The 18,570-nt window shown below is 44.6% G+C and carries 15 protein-coding genes; 4 read left to right on the forward strand and 11 right to left on the reverse strand.

Annotated elements, in window-relative coordinates; translation table 11 throughout:
- Positions 1 to 96: 96 nt before the first annotated feature.
- The 9 genes from trpB to CPG39_RS05980 all read right to left on the reverse strand — a co-directional run bounded on the left by trpB (position 97) and on the right by CPG39_RS05980 (position 11,222).
- Entirely contained in the window at positions 97 to 1,296 is a 1,200-nt protein-coding gene (gene trpB, locus CPG39_RS05940; RefSeq protein ID WP_013646959.1) for a tryptophan synthase subunit beta, read from the reverse strand.
- On the reverse strand, positions 1,293 to 1,910 hold the full coding sequence (locus tag CPG39_RS05945; RefSeq protein WP_096292497.1) for a phosphoribosylanthranilate isomerase: 618 nt from the start codon (positions 1,908 to 1,910) through the stop codon (positions 1,293 to 1,295). Before CPG39_RS05945 ends, trpB begins: the two co-directional genes overlap by 4 nt.
- 26 nt (positions 1,911 to 1,936) lie before the next feature.
- Entirely contained in the window at positions 1,937 to 2,734 is a 798-nt protein-coding gene (truA, locus tag CPG39_RS05950; protein ID WP_096292498.1) for a tRNA pseudouridine(38-40) synthase TruA, read from the reverse strand.
- A 43-nt stretch (positions 2,735 to 2,777) separates the two neighbouring features.
- Entirely contained in the window at positions 2,778 to 5,258 is a 2,481-nt protein-coding gene (locus CPG39_RS05955) for a FimV/HubP family polar landmark protein (protein WP_231990409.1), read from the reverse strand.
- 271 nt (positions 5,259 to 5,529) lie between these two features.
- Entirely contained in the window at positions 5,530 to 6,642 is a 1,113-nt protein-coding gene (gene asd, locus CPG39_RS05960) for an aspartate-semialdehyde dehydrogenase (protein ID WP_096292499.1), read from the reverse strand.
- Between the two features lie 149 nt (positions 6,643 to 6,791).
- The gene (leuB, locus tag CPG39_RS05965) at positions 6,792 to 7,853 is read right to left on the reverse strand and encodes a 3-isopropylmalate dehydrogenase (protein ID WP_096292500.1); all 1,062 of its coding nucleotides are present in this window, start codon (positions 7,851 to 7,853) and stop codon (positions 6,792 to 6,794) included.
- Between the two features lie 25 nt (positions 7,854 to 7,878).
- Entirely contained in the window at positions 7,879 to 8,517 is a 639-nt protein-coding gene (gene leuD / locus CPG39_RS05970) for a 3-isopropylmalate dehydratase small subunit (RefSeq protein WP_013646953.1), read from the reverse strand.
- 60 nt (positions 8,518 to 8,577) lie between these two features.
- The gene (gene leuC, locus CPG39_RS05975; protein ID WP_096292501.1) at positions 8,578 to 9,996 is read right to left on the reverse strand and encodes a 3-isopropylmalate dehydratase large subunit; all 1,419 of its coding nucleotides are present in this window, start codon (positions 9,994 to 9,996) and stop codon (positions 8,578 to 8,580) included.
- Between the two features lie 80 nt (positions 9,997 to 10,076).
- Positions 10,077 to 11,222, reverse strand: coding sequence for an MFS transporter (locus CPG39_RS05980; protein ID WP_096292502.1), 1,146 nt, complete (start codon positions 11,220 to 11,222; stop codon positions 10,077 to 10,079).
- 479 nt (positions 11,223 to 11,701) lie between these two features.
- Here CPG39_RS05980 and CPG39_RS05990 point away from each other — a divergent pair, with 479 nt between their 5' ends.
- The 3 genes from CPG39_RS05990 (at position 11,702) to CPG39_RS06000 (ending at position 14,715) form a co-directional block, all read left to right on the forward strand.
- Positions 11,702 to 12,121, forward strand: a complete 420-nt coding sequence (locus tag CPG39_RS05990; protein WP_013646950.1) for a rubrerythrin family protein — start codon at positions 11,702 to 11,704, stop codon at positions 12,119 to 12,121.
- 111 nt (positions 12,122 to 12,232) lie between these two features.
- Positions 12,233 to 14,212, forward strand: coding sequence for a DUF3501 family protein (locus CPG39_RS14925; protein WP_096292504.1), 1,980 nt, complete (start codon positions 12,233 to 12,235; stop codon positions 14,210 to 14,212).
- Positions 14,209 to 14,715: a CNP1-like family protein gene (locus tag CPG39_RS06000; protein WP_096292505.1), complete on the forward strand. Its 507-nt coding sequence runs from the start codon at positions 14,209 to 14,211 to the stop codon at positions 14,713 to 14,715. Before CPG39_RS14925 ends, CPG39_RS06000 begins: the two co-directional genes overlap by 4 nt.
- A gap of 110 nt (positions 14,716 to 14,825) precedes the next feature.
- On the opposite strand, the gene CPG39_RS06005 is transcribed toward CPG39_RS06000, so the two are convergent.
- Both CPG39_RS06005 and CPG39_RS06010 read right to left on the reverse strand, forming a co-directional pair.
- Positions 14,826 to 15,233: a hypothetical protein gene (locus tag CPG39_RS06005; protein ID WP_096292506.1), complete on the reverse strand. Its 408-nt coding sequence runs from the start codon at positions 15,231 to 15,233 to the stop codon at positions 14,826 to 14,828.
- A 50-nt stretch (positions 15,234 to 15,283) separates the two neighbouring features.
- A protein-coding gene (locus CPG39_RS06010) for an IS3 family transposase (RefSeq protein ID WP_096292507.1) occupies positions 15,284 to 16,374 on the reverse strand; the annotation gives its coding sequence in 2 pieces (ribosomal slippage) (positions 15,284 to 16,113 and positions 16,113 to 16,374; 1,092 coding nt in all).
- A gap of 785 nt (positions 16,375 to 17,159) precedes the next feature.
- On the opposite strand from CPG39_RS06010, the gene CPG39_RS06015 reads away from it, so the two are divergent.
- Complete coding sequence (locus tag CPG39_RS06015) at positions 17,160 to 18,533, forward strand: ammonium transporter (RefSeq protein WP_096292508.1); 1,374 nt, start codon at positions 17,160 to 17,162, stop codon at positions 18,531 to 18,533.
- Positions 18,534 to 18,570: the final 37 nt, after the last annotated feature.

The following is an 18,570-nucleotide window of genomic DNA, read 5'->3' on the forward strand; positions in this document are numbered from 1 at the left end:
AACTATATGCCACATCAATATTTTTGTTCTCACTTCATCTATTTAATGACTATGAATTTTTAAAGATGCTCTATAAACAATACAATGGTAAATTTATTACAGAGACAAACCGGACATTTGCGCAACTGTCGCCATATCCTTATCGCCACGGCCAGATAAATTAACCAGCAATAATTTATCTTTGGTCAGGGTAGGCGCATATTTGGCTGCATAGGCCAGCGCATGACTCGATTCCAATGCAGGCATAATACCTTCGTACCGGCACAACGTATGAAATGCTTCCAGCGCTTCATCGTCGGTAACTGCTACGTATTCAGCACGCCCACAATCTTTAAGCCAAGCATGTTCCGGCCCTACGCCAGGATAATCGAGACCAGCGGAAATAGAATGTGTTTCAACAATCTGACCATTTTCATCTTGAATCAGATAAGTACGATTGCCATGCAATACGCCGGGTTTGCCCATCGATAAAGTCGCCGCGTGTTGGTGAGTATCCATTCCTTTCCCTGCCGCTTCGACTCCTATCAAGCGAACATTGACATCATCAATATAGGGATAAAATAAACCAATGGCATTCGATCCTCCACCGACACATGCAATAAGCGCATCCGGCTGTCGCGTGAAATCTTCTTGCATTTGTATTTTAGCCTCATTCCCTATTACTGCTTGAAAATCCCTCACCATCATCGGATACGGGTGAGGTCCGGCAACAGTACCGATAATATAAAAAGTGTTTTCGACATTGGTAACCCAATCACGCATCGCCTCGTTTAACGCATCTTTTAATGTTCGTGACCCCGACTCCACCGGCACCACGGTAGCCCCCAAGAGCTTCATACGATAAACATTAGTCGCCTGACGTTTAACGTCTTCAGAACCCATATAAACGACGCATTCCATGCCATAACGTGCCGCAACCGTAGCACTGGCTACACCGTGTTGACCGGCACCGGTTTCCGCGATAACACGTTTTTTCCCCATACGTCGGGCTAATAAAGCTTGTCCGATGGTATTGTTTATTTTATGCGCGCCGGTATGATTCAGATCCTCCCGTTTTAACAGTATCTGTGCACCCCCTAAATGCTCCGACCATCTTTTGGCATGGTAGATGGGGCTGGGACGCCCTACGTAATGTTTTAATTCTTCGGCAAATTCTGAGTGGAAATCCGCATCGTTACGATAAAATTCATATTGCTTTCGCAAATCTTCCAATGCCGAAATTAATGTTTCAGCAACGAAAATGCCTCCGTAGGGTCCAAAGTGACCGTTCTTACTTGGCAGATCATAGGCGCTCACGATTGTTTTACTCCTCGCATGAAAGCAAAAATCTTCTTTTCATCTTTAATTCCTTTCGAGGTTTCCACACCACTTGAAACATCGACTGCCCATGGTTGGGTTTGTTGAATTGCCACAGACACATTGGCTGGATTTAAGCCCCCAGACAAAATAAGGGGCAGAGACAAATGGCTGGGTATCAAATCCCATTCAAACGCATGCCCGGTACCTCCCGGCATATCGGCCACATAAGCATCAAGCAATAAGCCTTTTGCTGTTCTGTATCGTTCGGCATATTGTAGCAAATCTGTGTCTTGTTTGACTCTAATTGCTTTAATATAAGGTTGGGAAAATTGATTACAGAATTCAGGGGGCTCATCGCCATGAAATTGAAGCAAGTTTAACTGAGCTACTCGAGCAGTTTCCTCAACCCAGGCAGCATCGGGATCAACATAAACCCCTACACTACATATAAAAGGTGGAACATTGGCAGTAATAATGCGTGCAATATCAGGCTCGATATAGCGTGCGCTCTGAGGCCAAAAAATAAAACCGATAGCATCAACACCTGCCCGAATTGCTGCTGCAGCGTCCTCACATCGAGTAATCCCACACACTTTTACACGTACTGACATACTGATTATAAACTTTGAATACTTAATTATATAAAAAACATATTGGGTACAATGGGTATGCTAGATAATTCTGGCATACACCAGCTGGAATCATATTTCACACCCGCTAAATATAAGCCCGCAGCAGAAAAAGTTGGCGCAGCGTACGCACGATTACAACCTTTCAGTAATTCAAACATCCATTCAGAGGAATATTTACCCTTACCAATATAAACCAGGCAACCAATAATATTTCTTACCATGTGCTGCAAGAATGCATTGGCACGTAAATCAAAAATCAATAAATTTCCATGACGAGCAATCTTTAATTGCGTAATTGTGCGTATAGGAGACTTTGCTTGACATGCAGCTGCCCGGAACGAAGAGAAATCATGTTCTCCAATCAGGATATTGGCCGCACGCTGCATAATGTCCAATTGCAATGGTTGATGAAACCATCCAACTTTTTTATGATTAACCCCTGGATGTGTCGACTGATTAAGTAAGAAGTACAAATAACGTCGCTCAAGTGCGCTATATCTTGCATGAAACCTGTCGGACACTTCCGATGCCCACAGAACAGCAATATCATCAGGTAGAAACGCGTTTACCCCACGCACCCATGCATTGAGAGGACGCTGCACGAAAGTATCGAAATGTACCACCTGATAGAGTGCATGTACACCTGCATCGGTTCTTCCGGCAGTAATTACGCGTATTTCTTCATGAGCTATTTTTGATAAAGCAGTTTCCAGTGCATTCTGTATCGAGCAATTTTCCGGTTGACTTTGCCATCCACAATAACGACTGCCATCATATTCTAAAACTAAAATTATTCTTGCCAACAGAAACTGCCTTCCAAATAAACCGCAACAAACTAAAGAATAATCATCGAAGATCTTTTAATATTTTCCTTGCAGCTTTTTTTTGCTTTGTATCACCATCTCGAATGACCTCTTCAAGCATTTCCTTAGCGCCTTCCTTGTCATCCATTTCTTGATATGCTTTTGCCAAATCTAATTTGGTTTCAACTTCCTGCCATGCCTCGCTTGGTGCATTCAGTTCTTCCTTTTTATCCTTGTTATCGCCTACATTGGCATCTTCCAGATCTAAATTAATAGCGGCCAAATCAATCTCAGGCGGTATTGAGGAAAAATTTGACCCTTCCTCGCTCCGCTCAGCACCCGGAGATCGCTCAAACTCCAAAGAATTATCATCCATCAGTGAAGGTTCCTCTGAATTGCGGCTACTCTCCTCACTGAGCACGGGAATCTCAATTTCATTCGGATTTTGGTTATCTGTCAGATCAATTTCTGAATGAGAAAACTCAAAATCATCCTCATTTTTTTCTGCAACCTTATTACTTGAGCCGATAGTATCAAGCGATTGTTCTGGTTCATCAAGGTCAATCTCTACTGCATAATCAGAAACATTCTCGGCTTCCTTTATTTGCTTAGTATTTTTGGATTCTCTTTTTCCTTCCGTTGCAATCTCATCAGCCTCATCGCTCAAATCAAAATCAATTTGATTTGCAAGTTCAGCAGAATTCTTATCTTCTGCAGATGCAATCGGTCGACTAAAGCCTTCCTCAGAGTCTTCCTGTAAGTTTCCATGAATAGCCTGTGAATGTTCCAGAATCGTTTCATCGTTGATCTGTGATTCTGTAGTCGATTCAGCATCAAAATCGGATTGCAAAGTATGCTCGGCACTATCTTCGTAGGATAAATCCACCTCTTTATCAAATTTTTCCGATTCTTCCGCTTGAGAATAGGAATCGACATGATGAAAAGATTGATCATGATCCATATTTTCAGATGGCGAGCGATCTTCCTCAGTAACAGGCGCAGCCTTTGCAGCAGCCATTGAAGCTATTCGAGAACGCATCGTTGAAGAAAAATTTTCTTCTGTATCATCTATCTCCTCATCATCTTGCGATCGATTCCGACGTCTTTTAAGAATTAACAAAATAAGCAACAACAACAGAATTAAAGCCGCGCCAATATATTCTATATAATCATATGCCTGAGCGAGCAGTGATCGATTAGCCTCTTCATCGGCCATTGAAGGCGCATTGATTACCGGCGCTTCTGCGGCCGGTTGAATTACCGGTACTTCTTCCGGTATAGAAGTAGAGTCCAATTCTACGTTTTCGGTAACGGAAACCCCGTCTGGCGGAAAATGCAACTCTGGTTTATTGATTGTTGTGGGAATTGATTCTGCCTTAATCTGCGCCTGAGCCAATACCGAGTCTTTCAATTCTAGTAATTGTTTCAAGTTCTCAACACTTTTTTCCAGCATGGCTACACGTTCATTGGCTTCCTTCAATGCAAGATTTCGCGCAATCGCATCTTCTTCCATCATACGAAGACGATCAATCAGTGAGGATTCAGCAATCTGACCGTCTTGATCAAGCAACTGTGCTCCACTAGATAGTTTCAGAACCTCTTTGGGCGCACCGGGAATTGATGTTGACTTCTTATCAATACTGGTAATCTGACCTTGATCTGATTGACTGATTGCATGAGGCGCCGGGGCTTCCTGGTTAATGGTTGCCAACCGTCCCCGGTAATTACGCCAGTCTGCTATTTGTGTTTTTATTTCGGCTCTAGCTGTTGATGAATCAATTGCTGTTATCTCATTTTTCTCAGGCACTTTGAGAATAGCGCCCGTCTTGAGTAAATTCATATTGTTGGCGATAAAGGCTTCGCGATTGGCGCGATAGAGCGCCACCAGCATTTGATTAAGGTCGACACCAGCTGGCAATACCTGGATCGCAATCGATGACAAGGTATCACCCCGATTAACCGGACCATAGGTGTTACTAGATCGATTAGATGTATCAGTTGATGAAGCCGAGTTTGCGATTGGATTATTATTTTCGATGCGCGGAGATCTTTCTGTATCATATTCTGACGCACCAACCAGGGGGGGAGGATTTGTATTGGGCGCTATCTGATTTTGCGCTGGTGATTCAACAGGATCCAGTAGAACGGTATACTCCCGTAAAATTCGCCCTGAGGACCAGTTTAACTCCATCAACAACATTAAAAATGGATCATTAACCGCTTGCAGCGAAGTTAACTTAATATAAGGATTACCATTTGCCCTTGTTTCGATTGAAACTTTAAAAGCTGATAAGATAGATTCATAATTTATCCCGGCTTGCGTGAATGCTTCACGAGTAGCTACACTAGCCTTAAGAGACGAGAGCTCATCATTACCGGTCGATACGATATCGATTTCCGCGCTGAAAGGCTGCCCTAGCGCGGAATTAAGCGTCAATCTGCCGAGTCCAGCTGCTTGAGCGACAGCCCATGGTAACATCAGAATAATGACAAACAAGCTTACTTTAAAAGATGTTTTATACACCGAAGTACCCTCTCTAGTTTTTTGGAAATAAATATCGAAAGGCCAGTATTGCAACATAATCACAATCGCTGTAATTATGCCCCAGATCACGGGAATTCATTTCAAAAAAACCCATAATCAGTTATGACACCTTACAATACATGCAAGGCTCGAAATATATGTTCTTCAAATTGCCGATTCTGTTTACCCCTATTCGTTAAGTAACGAAGAATTAAAACTCGGAATGACAAAATACATTCGGCTATTTTTTAAGGATATCGATAAAAGACATTTAGTGTGCAATCAATATGCGCAGCATTCTGCGCAATGGTTCTGCAGCACCCCAGAGTAATTGATCACCCACGGTAAAAACAGACAGGTATTCACCGCCCATTGTCAGTTTGCGTAATCGTCCTACTGGTATTGATAGAGTACCCGTTACTGCGGTTGGCGTCAGCTGGGAAGTTGTGGCCTCTCTCTCGTTGGGAACAACTTCTACCCAATCATTCGAATTTGCAATAATTTCTTCTATTTCATCTAAAGGTACATCTTGTTTTAGTTTGATAGTTAATGCTTGGCTATGGCATCTCATTGCACCGACACGTACACAAATGCCATCAACCGGAATTTGCCGATCGCTCGTTCCAAGAATTTTGTTGGTTTCCGCTTGTCCTTTCCATTCTTCCCGGCTTTGTCCATTAGCAACTTCCTTGTCAATCCAGGGGATCAAGCTGCCCGCTAGTGGAACACCAAAATTTTCAGTGGGAAATTTTTTATCACGTAATGTACCAGCAACTTCGCGATCAATATCCAAAATACTGGAAGCAGGATTATCTAGCAAATCCTTCGCCACTCGATGCGCTTCACCCATTTGCTGCAGCAGTTCGCGCATATTTTTGGCCCCGGCACCTGATGCAGCTTGATAAGTCATGGCGCTCATCCAGTCCACCATACTTTTCTCAAAAAGACCGCCAACCGCCATTAGCATCAAGCTAACGGTACAATTACCGCCAATATAATTTTTTACCCCATCATGAAGCGCCTGCTCAATCACAGGTTTATTGACCGGATCCAATATGATCACGGCATCTTTCTCCATGCGCAATGCTGAAGCCGCATCAATCCAATATCCTTGCCAGCCCGATTGTCGGAGCTGCTTAAAAATCCGCTGCGTATAATCCCCGCCCTGGCAGGAAATGATAATATCCATTGCGTTCAGCTGATTAATGTCAAAAGCATCCTTTAACGGCGGTGTTTCTTTGCCAATTTCAGGGCTTACACCCCCTTTCTGTGAGGTTGTAAAAAAAACAGGATCGATCAGAGAAAAATCTTCTTCCTCCCGCATTCTTTGCATTAGCACAGATCCGACCATTCCACGCCAACCCACAAAACCAACTTGCTTCATTGCTTATCTCTTTTTCTAAAATTGACAATCCGTTAATCAAATAAAAAAACCGTATAAATATTAGCTTACTTTATAAAAGGATACAAAATGATTAGTGTATTAATTACACCTTTATTTCTTAAAAATACATTTATTGTTATTCAATATAATTACAGCATTGCCAAAACCATATCTCCCATGGCTTTCGTACCTACGGATTTCATGCCGGCTTCATCAATATCTTTTGTCCTGTAGCCCGTCGCCAAAACTTTCTTAACCGCATTTTCTATGCGCTTTGCTACCTCTTCCTGATTGAATGTGTAGCGTAGCATCATAGCTACTGATAGTATTGTTGCGAGCGGATTAGCGATATCTTTTCCAGCGATATCGGGCGCTGAACCATGAATCGGCTCATATAGCCCTTTGTTATTTTCATCCAAGGATGCGGAGGGTAACATGCCGATGGATCCCGTTAACATGGAAGCTTCGTCAGACAATATATCGCCAAACATATTCCCCGTGACCATGACGTCAAATTGTTTGGGATTGCGAACCAGTTGCATGGCAGCATTATCAACCAGCATATGCGACAAAGTCACTTGCGAATATTCCTTAGCAACTTCGGTAACAACATCACGCCATAATTGTGTACATTCCAACACATTCATTTTATCTATCGAACACAATTTACCCTGACGTTTAACAGCGGCTTGGAATGCAACGTGTGCGATACGTCGTATCTCGCTTTCGCTGTAAATCATCGTATTAAACCCAACACGCTCACCATCGCGGGTTTCAATCCCGCGCGGTTCACCAAAGTAAATATCGCCGGTCAATTCACGCACGATCATGATATCGAGACCCGCAACCACGTCATATTTCAAACTGGAAGCATTGGCGAGTTCAGGGTAAAGCATCGCGGGTCGCAAGTTAGCAAATAAATTAAGCTTTTTACGAATCGCAAGTAAACCACGCTCGGGCCGCTGCTGACGCGGCAAGCTGTCGTACTGCGGCCCTCCAACAGCACCCAGGAGAACTGCATCCGCCTGACTGGTTAAGCGATGGGTTGCGTCAGGATACGGTTCACCGGTGGCATCAACCGCACAACCTCCGATCAATCCGTATTCCAGTTCAATGCCCAAACCATCAGTTTTTAGTGCATTTAATACACGAACAGCCTGAGCAACAATCTCTGGCCCGATACCATCGCCCGCCAACACAGCAATTTTCATTTTATCCCACTTATCAAACGGTCACTCACATAAACAGCCAAGGCTGTTCATTGCGTCGTTTCTGCTCAAATTGACTAATTTTCTCAGCGTGCTGCAGAGTCAGGCCAATATCATCCAAACCATTTAGCAAGCACTGTTTACGAAAGCTATCAATTTCGAATGTAAATTCTTCTCTTTTGGGTGTAGTTACGACTTGATTCTGGAGATCTACCGTCAACCGATATCCCTCTGTTGATTTTACTTCTTCAAATAAATTGTCCAATATCGCCGTGTCAAGAACAACCGGCAATAAACCAATCTTGTAACAATTATTAAAAAAGATATCAGCAAAACTGGGCGCAATAATGACGCGAAAGCCATAATCCTGGAGCGCCCAAGGAGCATGCTCACGACTTGATCCGCATCCAAAATTTGCCCGCGCCAGCAATATCTGAACCCCTTGGTAACGGGGTTGATTTAATACAAACGCCGGATTCGGTTCACGTTGCGATGAATCCATACCGGGTTCACCATGATCCAGATAACGCCATTCATCAAATAGATTTTGACCAAAACCCGAGCGTTTGATTGATTTAAGAAACTGCTTCGGAATGATGGCATCCGTATCAACATTAGCGCGATCCATTGGTGCTACCAACGCAGTAATTGTTTGGAATTTTTCCATTAATTTATATTTAGCTACCGAATTATAGGTGTGATTTGCGAACAGCAGCAAAACTGTTGTTCATCGCTCGTTATTAAATTTACGCACATCAACAAAATGTCCTGCAATCGCAGCAGCAGCAGCCATTGCAGGGCTAACCAAATGCGTTCTTCCGCCAGGTCCCTGACGACCTTCGAAATTTCGATTTGAGGTTGAAGCACAACGCTCACCAGCGGTTAATCGATCATCATTCATCGCCAAACACATGGAACAGCCAGGTTCACGCCACTCAAACCCAGCCGAGAGAAAAATTTGATCCAATCCTTCCTGCTCAGCCTGTTTCTTGACCAGACCTGATCCTGGAACCACCAGCGCCAGTTTGATATTAACCGCGATATGTTTTCCTTTGACAATCTCCGCCGCCGCGCGCAAATCTTCAATACGTGAATTGGTGCAGGAACCGATAAAAATCTTATCCAGGTTAATCTGCTGAATCGGCGTATTGGCACTGAGTCCCATGTAATTCAATGCTTGCTGCATATCGTGACGTTTCACTTCATCAGAAACATGCGCAGGATCAGGCACGACTCCATCGATTGTTGTCACCATTTCCGGAGAAGTACCCCAGGTCACTTGCGGCTCGATCTGTGCTGCGTCCAATGCCACTGTACGATCAAACACCGCATCGGCATCGCTATGCAGCGTACGCCAAAATGCAACAGCGCTATCCCATAATTCGTTTTTGGGAGCAAACGGCCGTCCTTTGATGTAATCGATGGTCGTATCATCTACAGCTACCATTCCTGCACGTGCGCCGGCTTCAATCGCCATATTGCACAGCGTCATTCGCCCTTCCATTGATAGCGCGCGGATAGCGCTGCCTGTGAATTCGATAGCATAACCTGTTCCACCCGCAGTACCAATTTTACCAATAATCGCCAAAGCAATATCTTTGGCAGTAACCCCCAGCCCCAATTCACCTTCCACCGAAATGCGCATGGCCTTGGATTTTTTCATCAACAAACATTGCGTTGCCAGCACATGCTCGACCTCTGATGTGCCGATACCGAATGCCAAACATCCAAATGCGCCATGCGTACTGGTGTGCGAGTCGCCGCAAACCACTGTCATTCCCGGTAACGTCGCACCTTGCTCAGGACCAATGACATGTACGATACCCTGGCGCAGATCATTCATTTTGAATTCGGTAATCCCCAGTTCATCGCAATTTTGATCCAGTGTATCGACCTGTAAGCGGGAAATAGGATCATGAATACCTTGACTGCGGTCAGTGGTCGGAACATTGTGATCTGCAACGGCGAGGATGGAGTTAAGACGCCAGGGCTTTCGCCCAGCCAGCTTGAGACTTTCAAATGCTTGCGGGCTGGTCACTTCATGCACTAAATGACGGTCAATATAGATCAGTGCCATGCTGCCCGGATCATCCGATTCAGTATGTACTATATGTTGATTCCAAAGCTTGTCGTATAAAGTCTGCATCAGTAAAAATAAAATCGATCTTAATATGCAATTATCCCATAAACTTTACTGATTCAACAAACCAACCACACTATCGCGCGTTAGTGATTGAATGACTTCATTTTCCATGCAATTAGAATCATGCCCGCCAGCGCTGCTGCAGCACTCATAAAAAAGGTGTTGTCCGCTCCCAGCCAATCCCAGGTATAACCGCTGAACACCGCCCCCAAAGCTCCGCCCATCCCATAGGCGATACTGGTATAAATCGCCTGACCTTTGGCTTGATGGCGTCCCTGAAAGAATTGATGAATCACCATCATGGCTGCAACATGATGCGTCCCATAAGTCGCTGCATGTAAAATCTGCGCAATGACAATAATCAGCGGCCACTCGACGTATTGACCTATCAATACAAAACGAAGTATGGCACAGGCAAAACTGAAAAGCAGAATGTGCTTTAGCAGAAATCGTTGCATTAGCCATGGCATAATAAAAAAAATTCCAATTTCACAAATTACGCCAATTGCCCATAACCACCCGACAAACCCTTTATCATAGCCATGCTCAACCAGATAAATGGAGAAAAATGTGTAATATGCACCGTGCGCAAACAGCATTAATAAACTGGACAGTAAAAATGCCATCACCTCCGGGCGCAAGCATATCTGCCGTATCGAAAGCAATCCGGTAGCGTAGTGCATGATTTCTTTGTCAGGAATATGATAAGAAAAAATCACAATGCCCAGTTTAAGCCCTAAAAGAATCCAAAGCAGCCAGATAATCTCCACCACTTCCAAAAGATAACCCATTCCGATCACCGCCACGACGAACCCAACCGACCCCCAGGATCGGATCCGCCCATACTTATCGGTATAATCTCCCAAGTGAGACAAGGTAATAGCTTCCATCAACGGCAGTGAGGCACTCCAAAAAAAACTCATCAACAGCATGACGATAAAAATCCAGGCGAACCCAGTGCCTGCAAAAAAACCGCAGAAACTCACAAAACCGCTTATTGCCGCGATCTGCACCACCCAGACTCGCTTGCCGGTATGATCCGCCAACCATCCCCAGGCAGCGGGAGAAAAGATGCGCGTAACCAACAGTAAGGACATCAGAATACCGATTTGCAATGCGCTAAACGACAATGACTGGAGATACAAACTCCAATACGGTGCAAAAGCCCCAATAAAAGCAAAATAGAAGAAATAAAAACCGGAGAGGCGCCAGTAGGGAAGAGAGGGCATACGCTAGATGATGCAGCGATTAAACAAAGAATGGTTGATAAAAATAAAATATGGAACTCACGGAATCAAAACATAACAGAAAATAATCTGCTGCGATCGAATCAATTGATTTTACAGCAATGCAAGCCCGCGATGAATATTAGCAAAGTTCTTTCACTGCTTTTACCCGACAGGATGAATCATTCACAACGTAAATCCGGATTAGGCATCGATCGGATAATTTATCCATCTCAAACGATCTGCAAGCAGATAGTTGACAATCCACAAGCCCTTCGATAGTCTGCCTAAACAGATCGGATTTTGTATTTTATGCATACTCACCATGTCCTGAATAGATTAAGAGAGTGTTGACAAGGTGCTGCAACTATTACCTCATACCTTCATCTATCAGCTAATCTTGATTTTTTTTGCGCAATACATAAATACATTTCTTCATCGATATCAAATATAACTACATATTAATCAAAAAGGAGAAAATGATGGAACTTAAAGGATCTAAAACTGAAGGTAATCTGAAAGCCGCTTTTGCCGGAGAATCTCAAGCCAATCGTCGCTACTTGTATTTCGCAGCCAAAGCGGATGTAGAAGGGCAAAATGACGTAGCTGCCGTATTTCGTTCTACTGCCGAAGGCGAAACAGGTCATGCCCATGGCCATCTGGAATATCTGGAGAATTGTGGCGATCCGGCCACCGGCATGCCCTTTGGCGCTTCTCGCGACAATCTGAAAACTGCCATTGCGGGAGAAACACATGAATACACCGATATGTATCCCGGTATGGCAAAAACAGCCCGCGACGAAGGATTCGATGAAATCGCCGACTGGTTTGAAACCCTAGCCAAGGCCGAACGCTCTCACGCCAATCGCTTCCAGCGTGCGTTGGATGGCTTGGCTGACTGATTCGCACCCTGATACGGTTGCATAGCTAGAAGTCCGGGGGGTATCCGGATTGGCTTTTTGGTTAAACCCCGGCGTCACTTTATTCAAAATTTTTGATATGCCAAACTTATTATGACCACCCGCGAAGGCAGTCTCGAAGCACCCAAGCGCCATCCCATCGATTGGAAAAATCCTGATTTTTATAGCGAAGCCAGCTTGAACCAGGAACTGGAGCGGGTTTTCGATATTTGCCACGGATGTCGGCGTTGCGTCAATTTATGCACGGCCTTTCCACGTCTGTTTGATCTGATTGATGAAAGCACTACAGGCGAATTGGATGGCGTCGACCAAAACCAGTTCTGGGAAGTAGTTGACCGCTGTTATCTCTGCGATATGTGCTTTATGACCAAATGCCCTTATGTGCCGCCGCATGAATGGAATATCGATTTCCCGCATTTGATGCTGCGCGCGAAGTCGGTCAAATATAAGCGCCAGGGTGCAGGGTTTCGTGACAAATTGCTGTCAAGCACCGACCTGATGGGCACGTTAGCCACTATTCCTGTCGTGGTTCAAACGGTTAATGCAGTAAACAAAGCACCCGCCGCACGGAAGCTGATGGATAGCGTGTTGGGAATTCATGCCGACAGAAAATTACCGGAATATGCAGCCCGGAAATTTCGTCCAAATGCGCAATCCAATTCCAGCTTCCCTGTTATTGATGGCACGCGCACGCCCGGAAAAGTTGCCATTTATGCGACTTGTTACGTCAACTATAACGAACCCGGTATTGGGCATGATTTATTAAAAATACTGGCACATAACGAGATTCCCACCTGTCTGGTTGAAAAAGAAGCGTGTTGCGGCATGCCTAAGCTGGAACTGGGTGACTTGGATACGGTAGAGAAACTTAAAAATAAAAATATTCCACAGTTGCTGAAATTAGCCCGGGAAGGATATGCCATTCTCTCCGCAGTGCCTTCCTGCACGTTGATGTACAAACAGGAATTGCCACTCTTATTTCCTGAGGATGAAGCAGTTCAGACCGTCGCCGCTGCGATGTTTGACCCATTTGAATACTTGGTATTAAGAAATCAGGATAAATTGCTCAAAACGGATTTCAAAAAATCCCTCGGCACTGTGGCTTATCATATTCCTTGCCATCAACGGGTACAAAACGTTGGAAAAAAGACGCGCGATATATTGCAGCTTATTCCGGAAACAACCATCAACACTGTCGAACGCTGCTCAGGCCATGATGGAACCTGGGGTGTGAAAAGCGAGCATTTTGCGGACTCCATGAAAATTGGCCGTCCCGTTTTCAAACAAATGGCTGCTTCCGATCCGGATTACATCAGTTCGGATTGCGCCATTGCTGCGCGGCATATCGAGCAAGGTATCGGTGCAAGCAAGGCACAAAAGCTCCACCCGCTAACTTTATTACGCATGGCTTACGATTCTGACTCCACACACCCATCGGTTGATAACCCTTCGCCGGTTACCCAATCCACTACTAATGAAAAATACATGACTAAAATTACCCGCGATGATCTGCTGACACTGGAAGCATATGCAAAAATCCGCAAGGATTTTCGCACTCAGGTGATGGCGCATAAAAAAATGCGCAAAATTCCGCTGGGAGAAAATATCACGCTTATTTTCGAAGACGCCTTAACTATTCATTATCAAATCCAGGAAATGTTGTATGTTGAGCGCATTTTTCAAGAAGATGAAATCCTTCACGAACTTGAAACATACACGCCATTGATTCCGGATGGGCATAACTGGAAAGCCACGATGTTGATTGAATATCCGGATCCTGCTGTACGTGCCGCCAGATTGGCCGATTTGATCGGTATAGAAGATAAGGTGTGGATCAGAGTTGCTGAGCATACACCGGTATATGCCATCGCTGACGAGGATCTTGAACGGGAAAATAGCGAAAAAACATCAGCGGTCCATTTTCTTCGCTTTGAGCTCACTTCCGAGATGATTCAATCGCTTCATCGCGGCGCGGCTTTGAGTATGGGTGTTGATCATCCCGTTTATCAAGCATCGAATACGGTCGACGGCAATATCCGCGCCTCATTGTTGAAAGATTTATCCGGTGCATGAAACGAATTTGTGTTTTACTCTGCCTCTTGCTGCTGGCCTGTGCCAAGCCACCATTCAAGGATCAATTTGAAAGCGACAAGCCGTGGGTCGAGCAATTGGCACAACTCCCTGCTTACCCCGATGCGACAAACCTGATGGAATTCGATGCGGGCGTTGCCTCCGGTAATCAGTATTTGGTGGATCCGACTTCCATTAATATCGGTGAAGATGGGGTGATCCGTTTTACTTTAGTCGTTAAATCATCTGCAGGCGCCCTCAATGTCAGCTACGAGGGCATCCGTTGTGCTACCAGCGAACGGAAACTGTATGCGCTCGGAAGAGATGATAAAACCTGGATACAACCTCGTACACCGGAATGGCAAAAAATTGAATTGGTGCAGCAATTTAACGCGCAACGCGAACTGGCTAAAAATATCTTTTGTCCGCATCGGCAAATCGTAACCAGCACGGAAGATGCTATTCAAGCTTTAAAAGCCGGTATACATCGTACTATTTACCGCTAGGTGAAGCGACTCTTAAGTATCATCTTTTTCCGGCTCAAAATAAATTTGCTCCACGCACTCTACATCTATCTCCACGGCAAGCCCATGAAAAATTGCAAATTAAAAAATAATCAATATATTCTAACTTCAGGGTGCAAACGATTTTGTGAGTTGAGATCTTTGAATAGTTGAATTAAGTTATCTTTATCTTTGGAATATATATTCATATGCCCTCCAAATTCGCATCCTGCATAAATGTTCATTCCATCACTAGTAAAAGATACATTCTTGATATGTTCTAAAGGTGCTCCAATAAAATAAAATAACTCCTTATCCAATCTTGCGTTAAATTGCTGATACGTGGATCTCACCAGCCACTTTTCGAAAACTATCAGTTTATTTCTATCAATATAAGGTGACTTATAATAAGGCACATATGGATTAGGATCTCCAATACCTTTTTCTCTACTTAACCAACTTAATAAAGGTCTTATAACAATTACTGTGGCTGTGAATACTGGCGAAATATCAGAATCCATCACATCGACAGGGTAATCCCCCCATTATTAACCGAAGTTAAAAGTAGAGGTTAATGCGCTAACTGAGCGAGCTTTTGTTTTGGTGTTATTCCTCCAATGGCCGTATTAGGCTGTTCATGATTATAGGTCCACAACCATTTTGTTGCATAGTCCTGAACTTCGGCGATTGACTCAAAGCAGTGCTGGCTTAACCAGTCATAACGTACGGTTCTGTTGTAACGTTCAATGTAGGCGTTTTGCTGAGGTTTGCCGGGCTGTATGAATTCCAGCTGTATGCCGTTCTTTGCCGCCCAGGCAGAGAGTAAGCCGCTGATGTACTCAGGGCCGTTGTCACAGCGAATCCGCTTTGGCTTGCCGCGCCATTCGATCAGGCGATCCAGCGTGCGTATGACGCGCCCTGCAGGTAAGGAGAAATCCACCTCTATTCCCAATCCTTCACGATTGCAGTCGTCCAGTATATTGAGTAACCGAAAGCTGCGGCCATCTTCCAATTGGTCATACATGAAATCCATTGACCAGGTTTCATTGATGGTTAACGGTACCGCCAGCACTTCCGGCTTGTCACGTTTGAGCCGCTTTCTCGGCTTGATCCGCATGTTCAGTTCCAACTCCCGGTAAATACGATAAACACGCTTGTGGTTCCAGAAAAAACCTTTTACATTGCGTAAGTACAGAAAGCATAAACCAAACCCCCAGTTTCGCTGATTGTGCGTCAACCGCAGCAGCCAATCGGCAATGATACAGTTATCAGCATTGAGCCTGGCTTGATAACGGTAACATGTTTCGCTGATATCATAGATCTCACACGCCAGGCGGATACTGATCCTTTTTTGCTTAACAACCTGTTTAGCCATGTCGCGCCGCTGCCAGGGCGCTACCACTTTTTTTCGAGGGCTTCCTTACGTAGCTCGGATTTTAACCGTTCCTCAGCATACATCTTTTTCAACCAGCGATTCTCTTCTTCAAGTTCCTTGAGTCGGGCTATCATTGATGCATCCATACCGCCGTATTTGCTGCGCCATTTGTAAAATGTCGCATTACTCATACCGTGTTCACGGCACAATTCAGGCACCGGCACTCCTCCCTCGGCCTGTTTGAGTATCGCCATGATCTGGCTGTCACTGAATTTCGATTTCTTCATTGCAGAATCTCCTGTCTATATAAATTACAAGAAAATTCTACTTCTGACTCCTGTTATTTTCTGGGGGGATTACCACAGGAAACATTATTTCTGGTTCACCTGCTGAAAACAATTTTGAAGCATGTCTAATCACACTATCACTTCGATATAAATATTCTGAAGTGTATTGACGGCATTCATATTCGTTATTTGTATCGTAAGACATTTTTTACTCACTAAATTAAATTTAGGTCGCTTATTCTACATTTGAAAATATTTAATCTGGTCAACTTTTGATAGAAGAATGTATCATAAAGTATTAGACACATAAGATTACAAAACAAAGGTATATGTAATTCATCAGCAATATTCTCAATTCTCGACTTATCAACCTACATACTCATACATAAGTGATTAAGCCGATAAATCATCCACCGGTCTCGCCAGCATGCAGAGCCACAATCCTCCGATCGACATCATCCCTTACGATACACCGGATGATGCAAGATAATAAGATCGACATTTCAAACCCAGCGAACCAGAGTTCCAGCCCCTGATCCCAAAAACCACATCTCGGTCTGTTGACTATACTAAACCATGATTCTGTAACGCGCCATCCTGCAAAATACGATTGTGGAATCCCCTGCAGTCTGCCCACTTCATAATTATTTCTCTAATCCCTATTGTCTTTGAGGTAATTAAAGCTCACACTCTCGGTGGGGTTTTGTAGCTTCAACATCCTATACCCCTTCCTCTAGATCTCGTCGAGGATTAACCCGAGAAATCACTAAAATAAGGAAAATCACATGAATAAAAGCTTTAATCCGATACTATCAGGAGCAATCGGCATGCTTCTCCTGAGTTTCAGCGGCTTAGTCAGTGCAGAAACGTCCGTTTTAAGTGAAGCGCGTGTGGTCGCGCAGTATAATTACATCATTCATATCTTGGCCATGCTGTTGATTGGTTTCGGTTTTCTAATGGTATTTGTGCGCCGTTATGGCTTTGGCGCGGTAACCGGCACCTATTTGGTTGTTGCCGTGGGACTTCCACTCTACATTCTGTTGCGCGCAAACGGTATTTTCGGACACCAGTTATCGCCGCATACCCTTGACTCGCTGTTGTTCGCGGAATTATCCGTTGCTACAACCCTGATCGCCATGGGTGCGGTATTGGGCCGTTTACGCGTATTTCAATATGCTCTGTTGGCACTGTTAGTTGTTCCGCTTTATCTTCTGAACGAATGGATTGTGCTCGATGATGCCATCGGCTATACCACGGGATTCCAGGATACCGCCGGTTCAATGGTCATTCATGCTTTCGGTGCTTATTTCGGATTGAGTATGTCCATTGTTTTAACCACCGAGTATCAGCGCAGCAAACTGATCGAATCGGATCATACTTCGGATCGATTCGCCATGTTGGGTTCCATGGTGCTATGGTTGTTTTGGCCAAGCTTTGCCACTGCGTTAGTGCCATTAGAAAACATGCCGCAAACCGTGGCCAACACCCTGTTGGCATTGTGCGGCGCGACCATCGCCACTTATTTCCTGAGTTCCAAACTGCATCACGGCAAAACCTCCATGGTGGATATGGCTAATGCCGCGCTGGCCGGCGGCGTGGCTATCGGTTCCGTATGCGATGTCGTATCGCCTACCGGCGCTTTCGGTATCGGTTTGCTTGCTGGAATACTTTCTGTTCTAGGTTATGTGTTTTTGCAACCGTTACTGGAATCGAAATTTAAAATCGTGGATACCTGCGGTGTGCATAATTTGCACGGAATGCCCGGATTATTAGGTGGCCTGAGTGCGTTCCTGGTCGTTCCCGGCATCGCCATCGGACAGTTTAATGGCATCATGATTACGCTTATCATCGCGATTGTCGGCGGTTTGATCGCAGGTGCCATTATCAAGGCAACCGGCACCACACGTGAGCCTTATGAAGATAGCGTGGAATTTACACACCTTGCAGGCCCGGAAACAGAAAAACTTCCGGAGCAGCTACAAACGCGCGTCGAAGCTCTGGAAATTCAAAGTGCTGCGGCTAAACCGCACGCTCCGATGGAATCTCCTGAGACTAAAGCATTAATTGCAAGATTGGAATTGCGGGTTATGACGTTAGAAAGCAACATTGCCGCGACGCAAAACCGTGAGACCGGAGAGAAACCGGAATCCATTTCATAATTCTTTCTATTGAGCGCCCCCGAATTTATTACGGGGC

The organism is Nitrosomonas ureae (genome assembly GCF_900206265.1).
GTDB lineage: Bacteria > Pseudomonadota > Gammaproteobacteria > Burkholderiales > Nitrosomonadaceae > Nitrosomonas > Nitrosomonas ureae_C.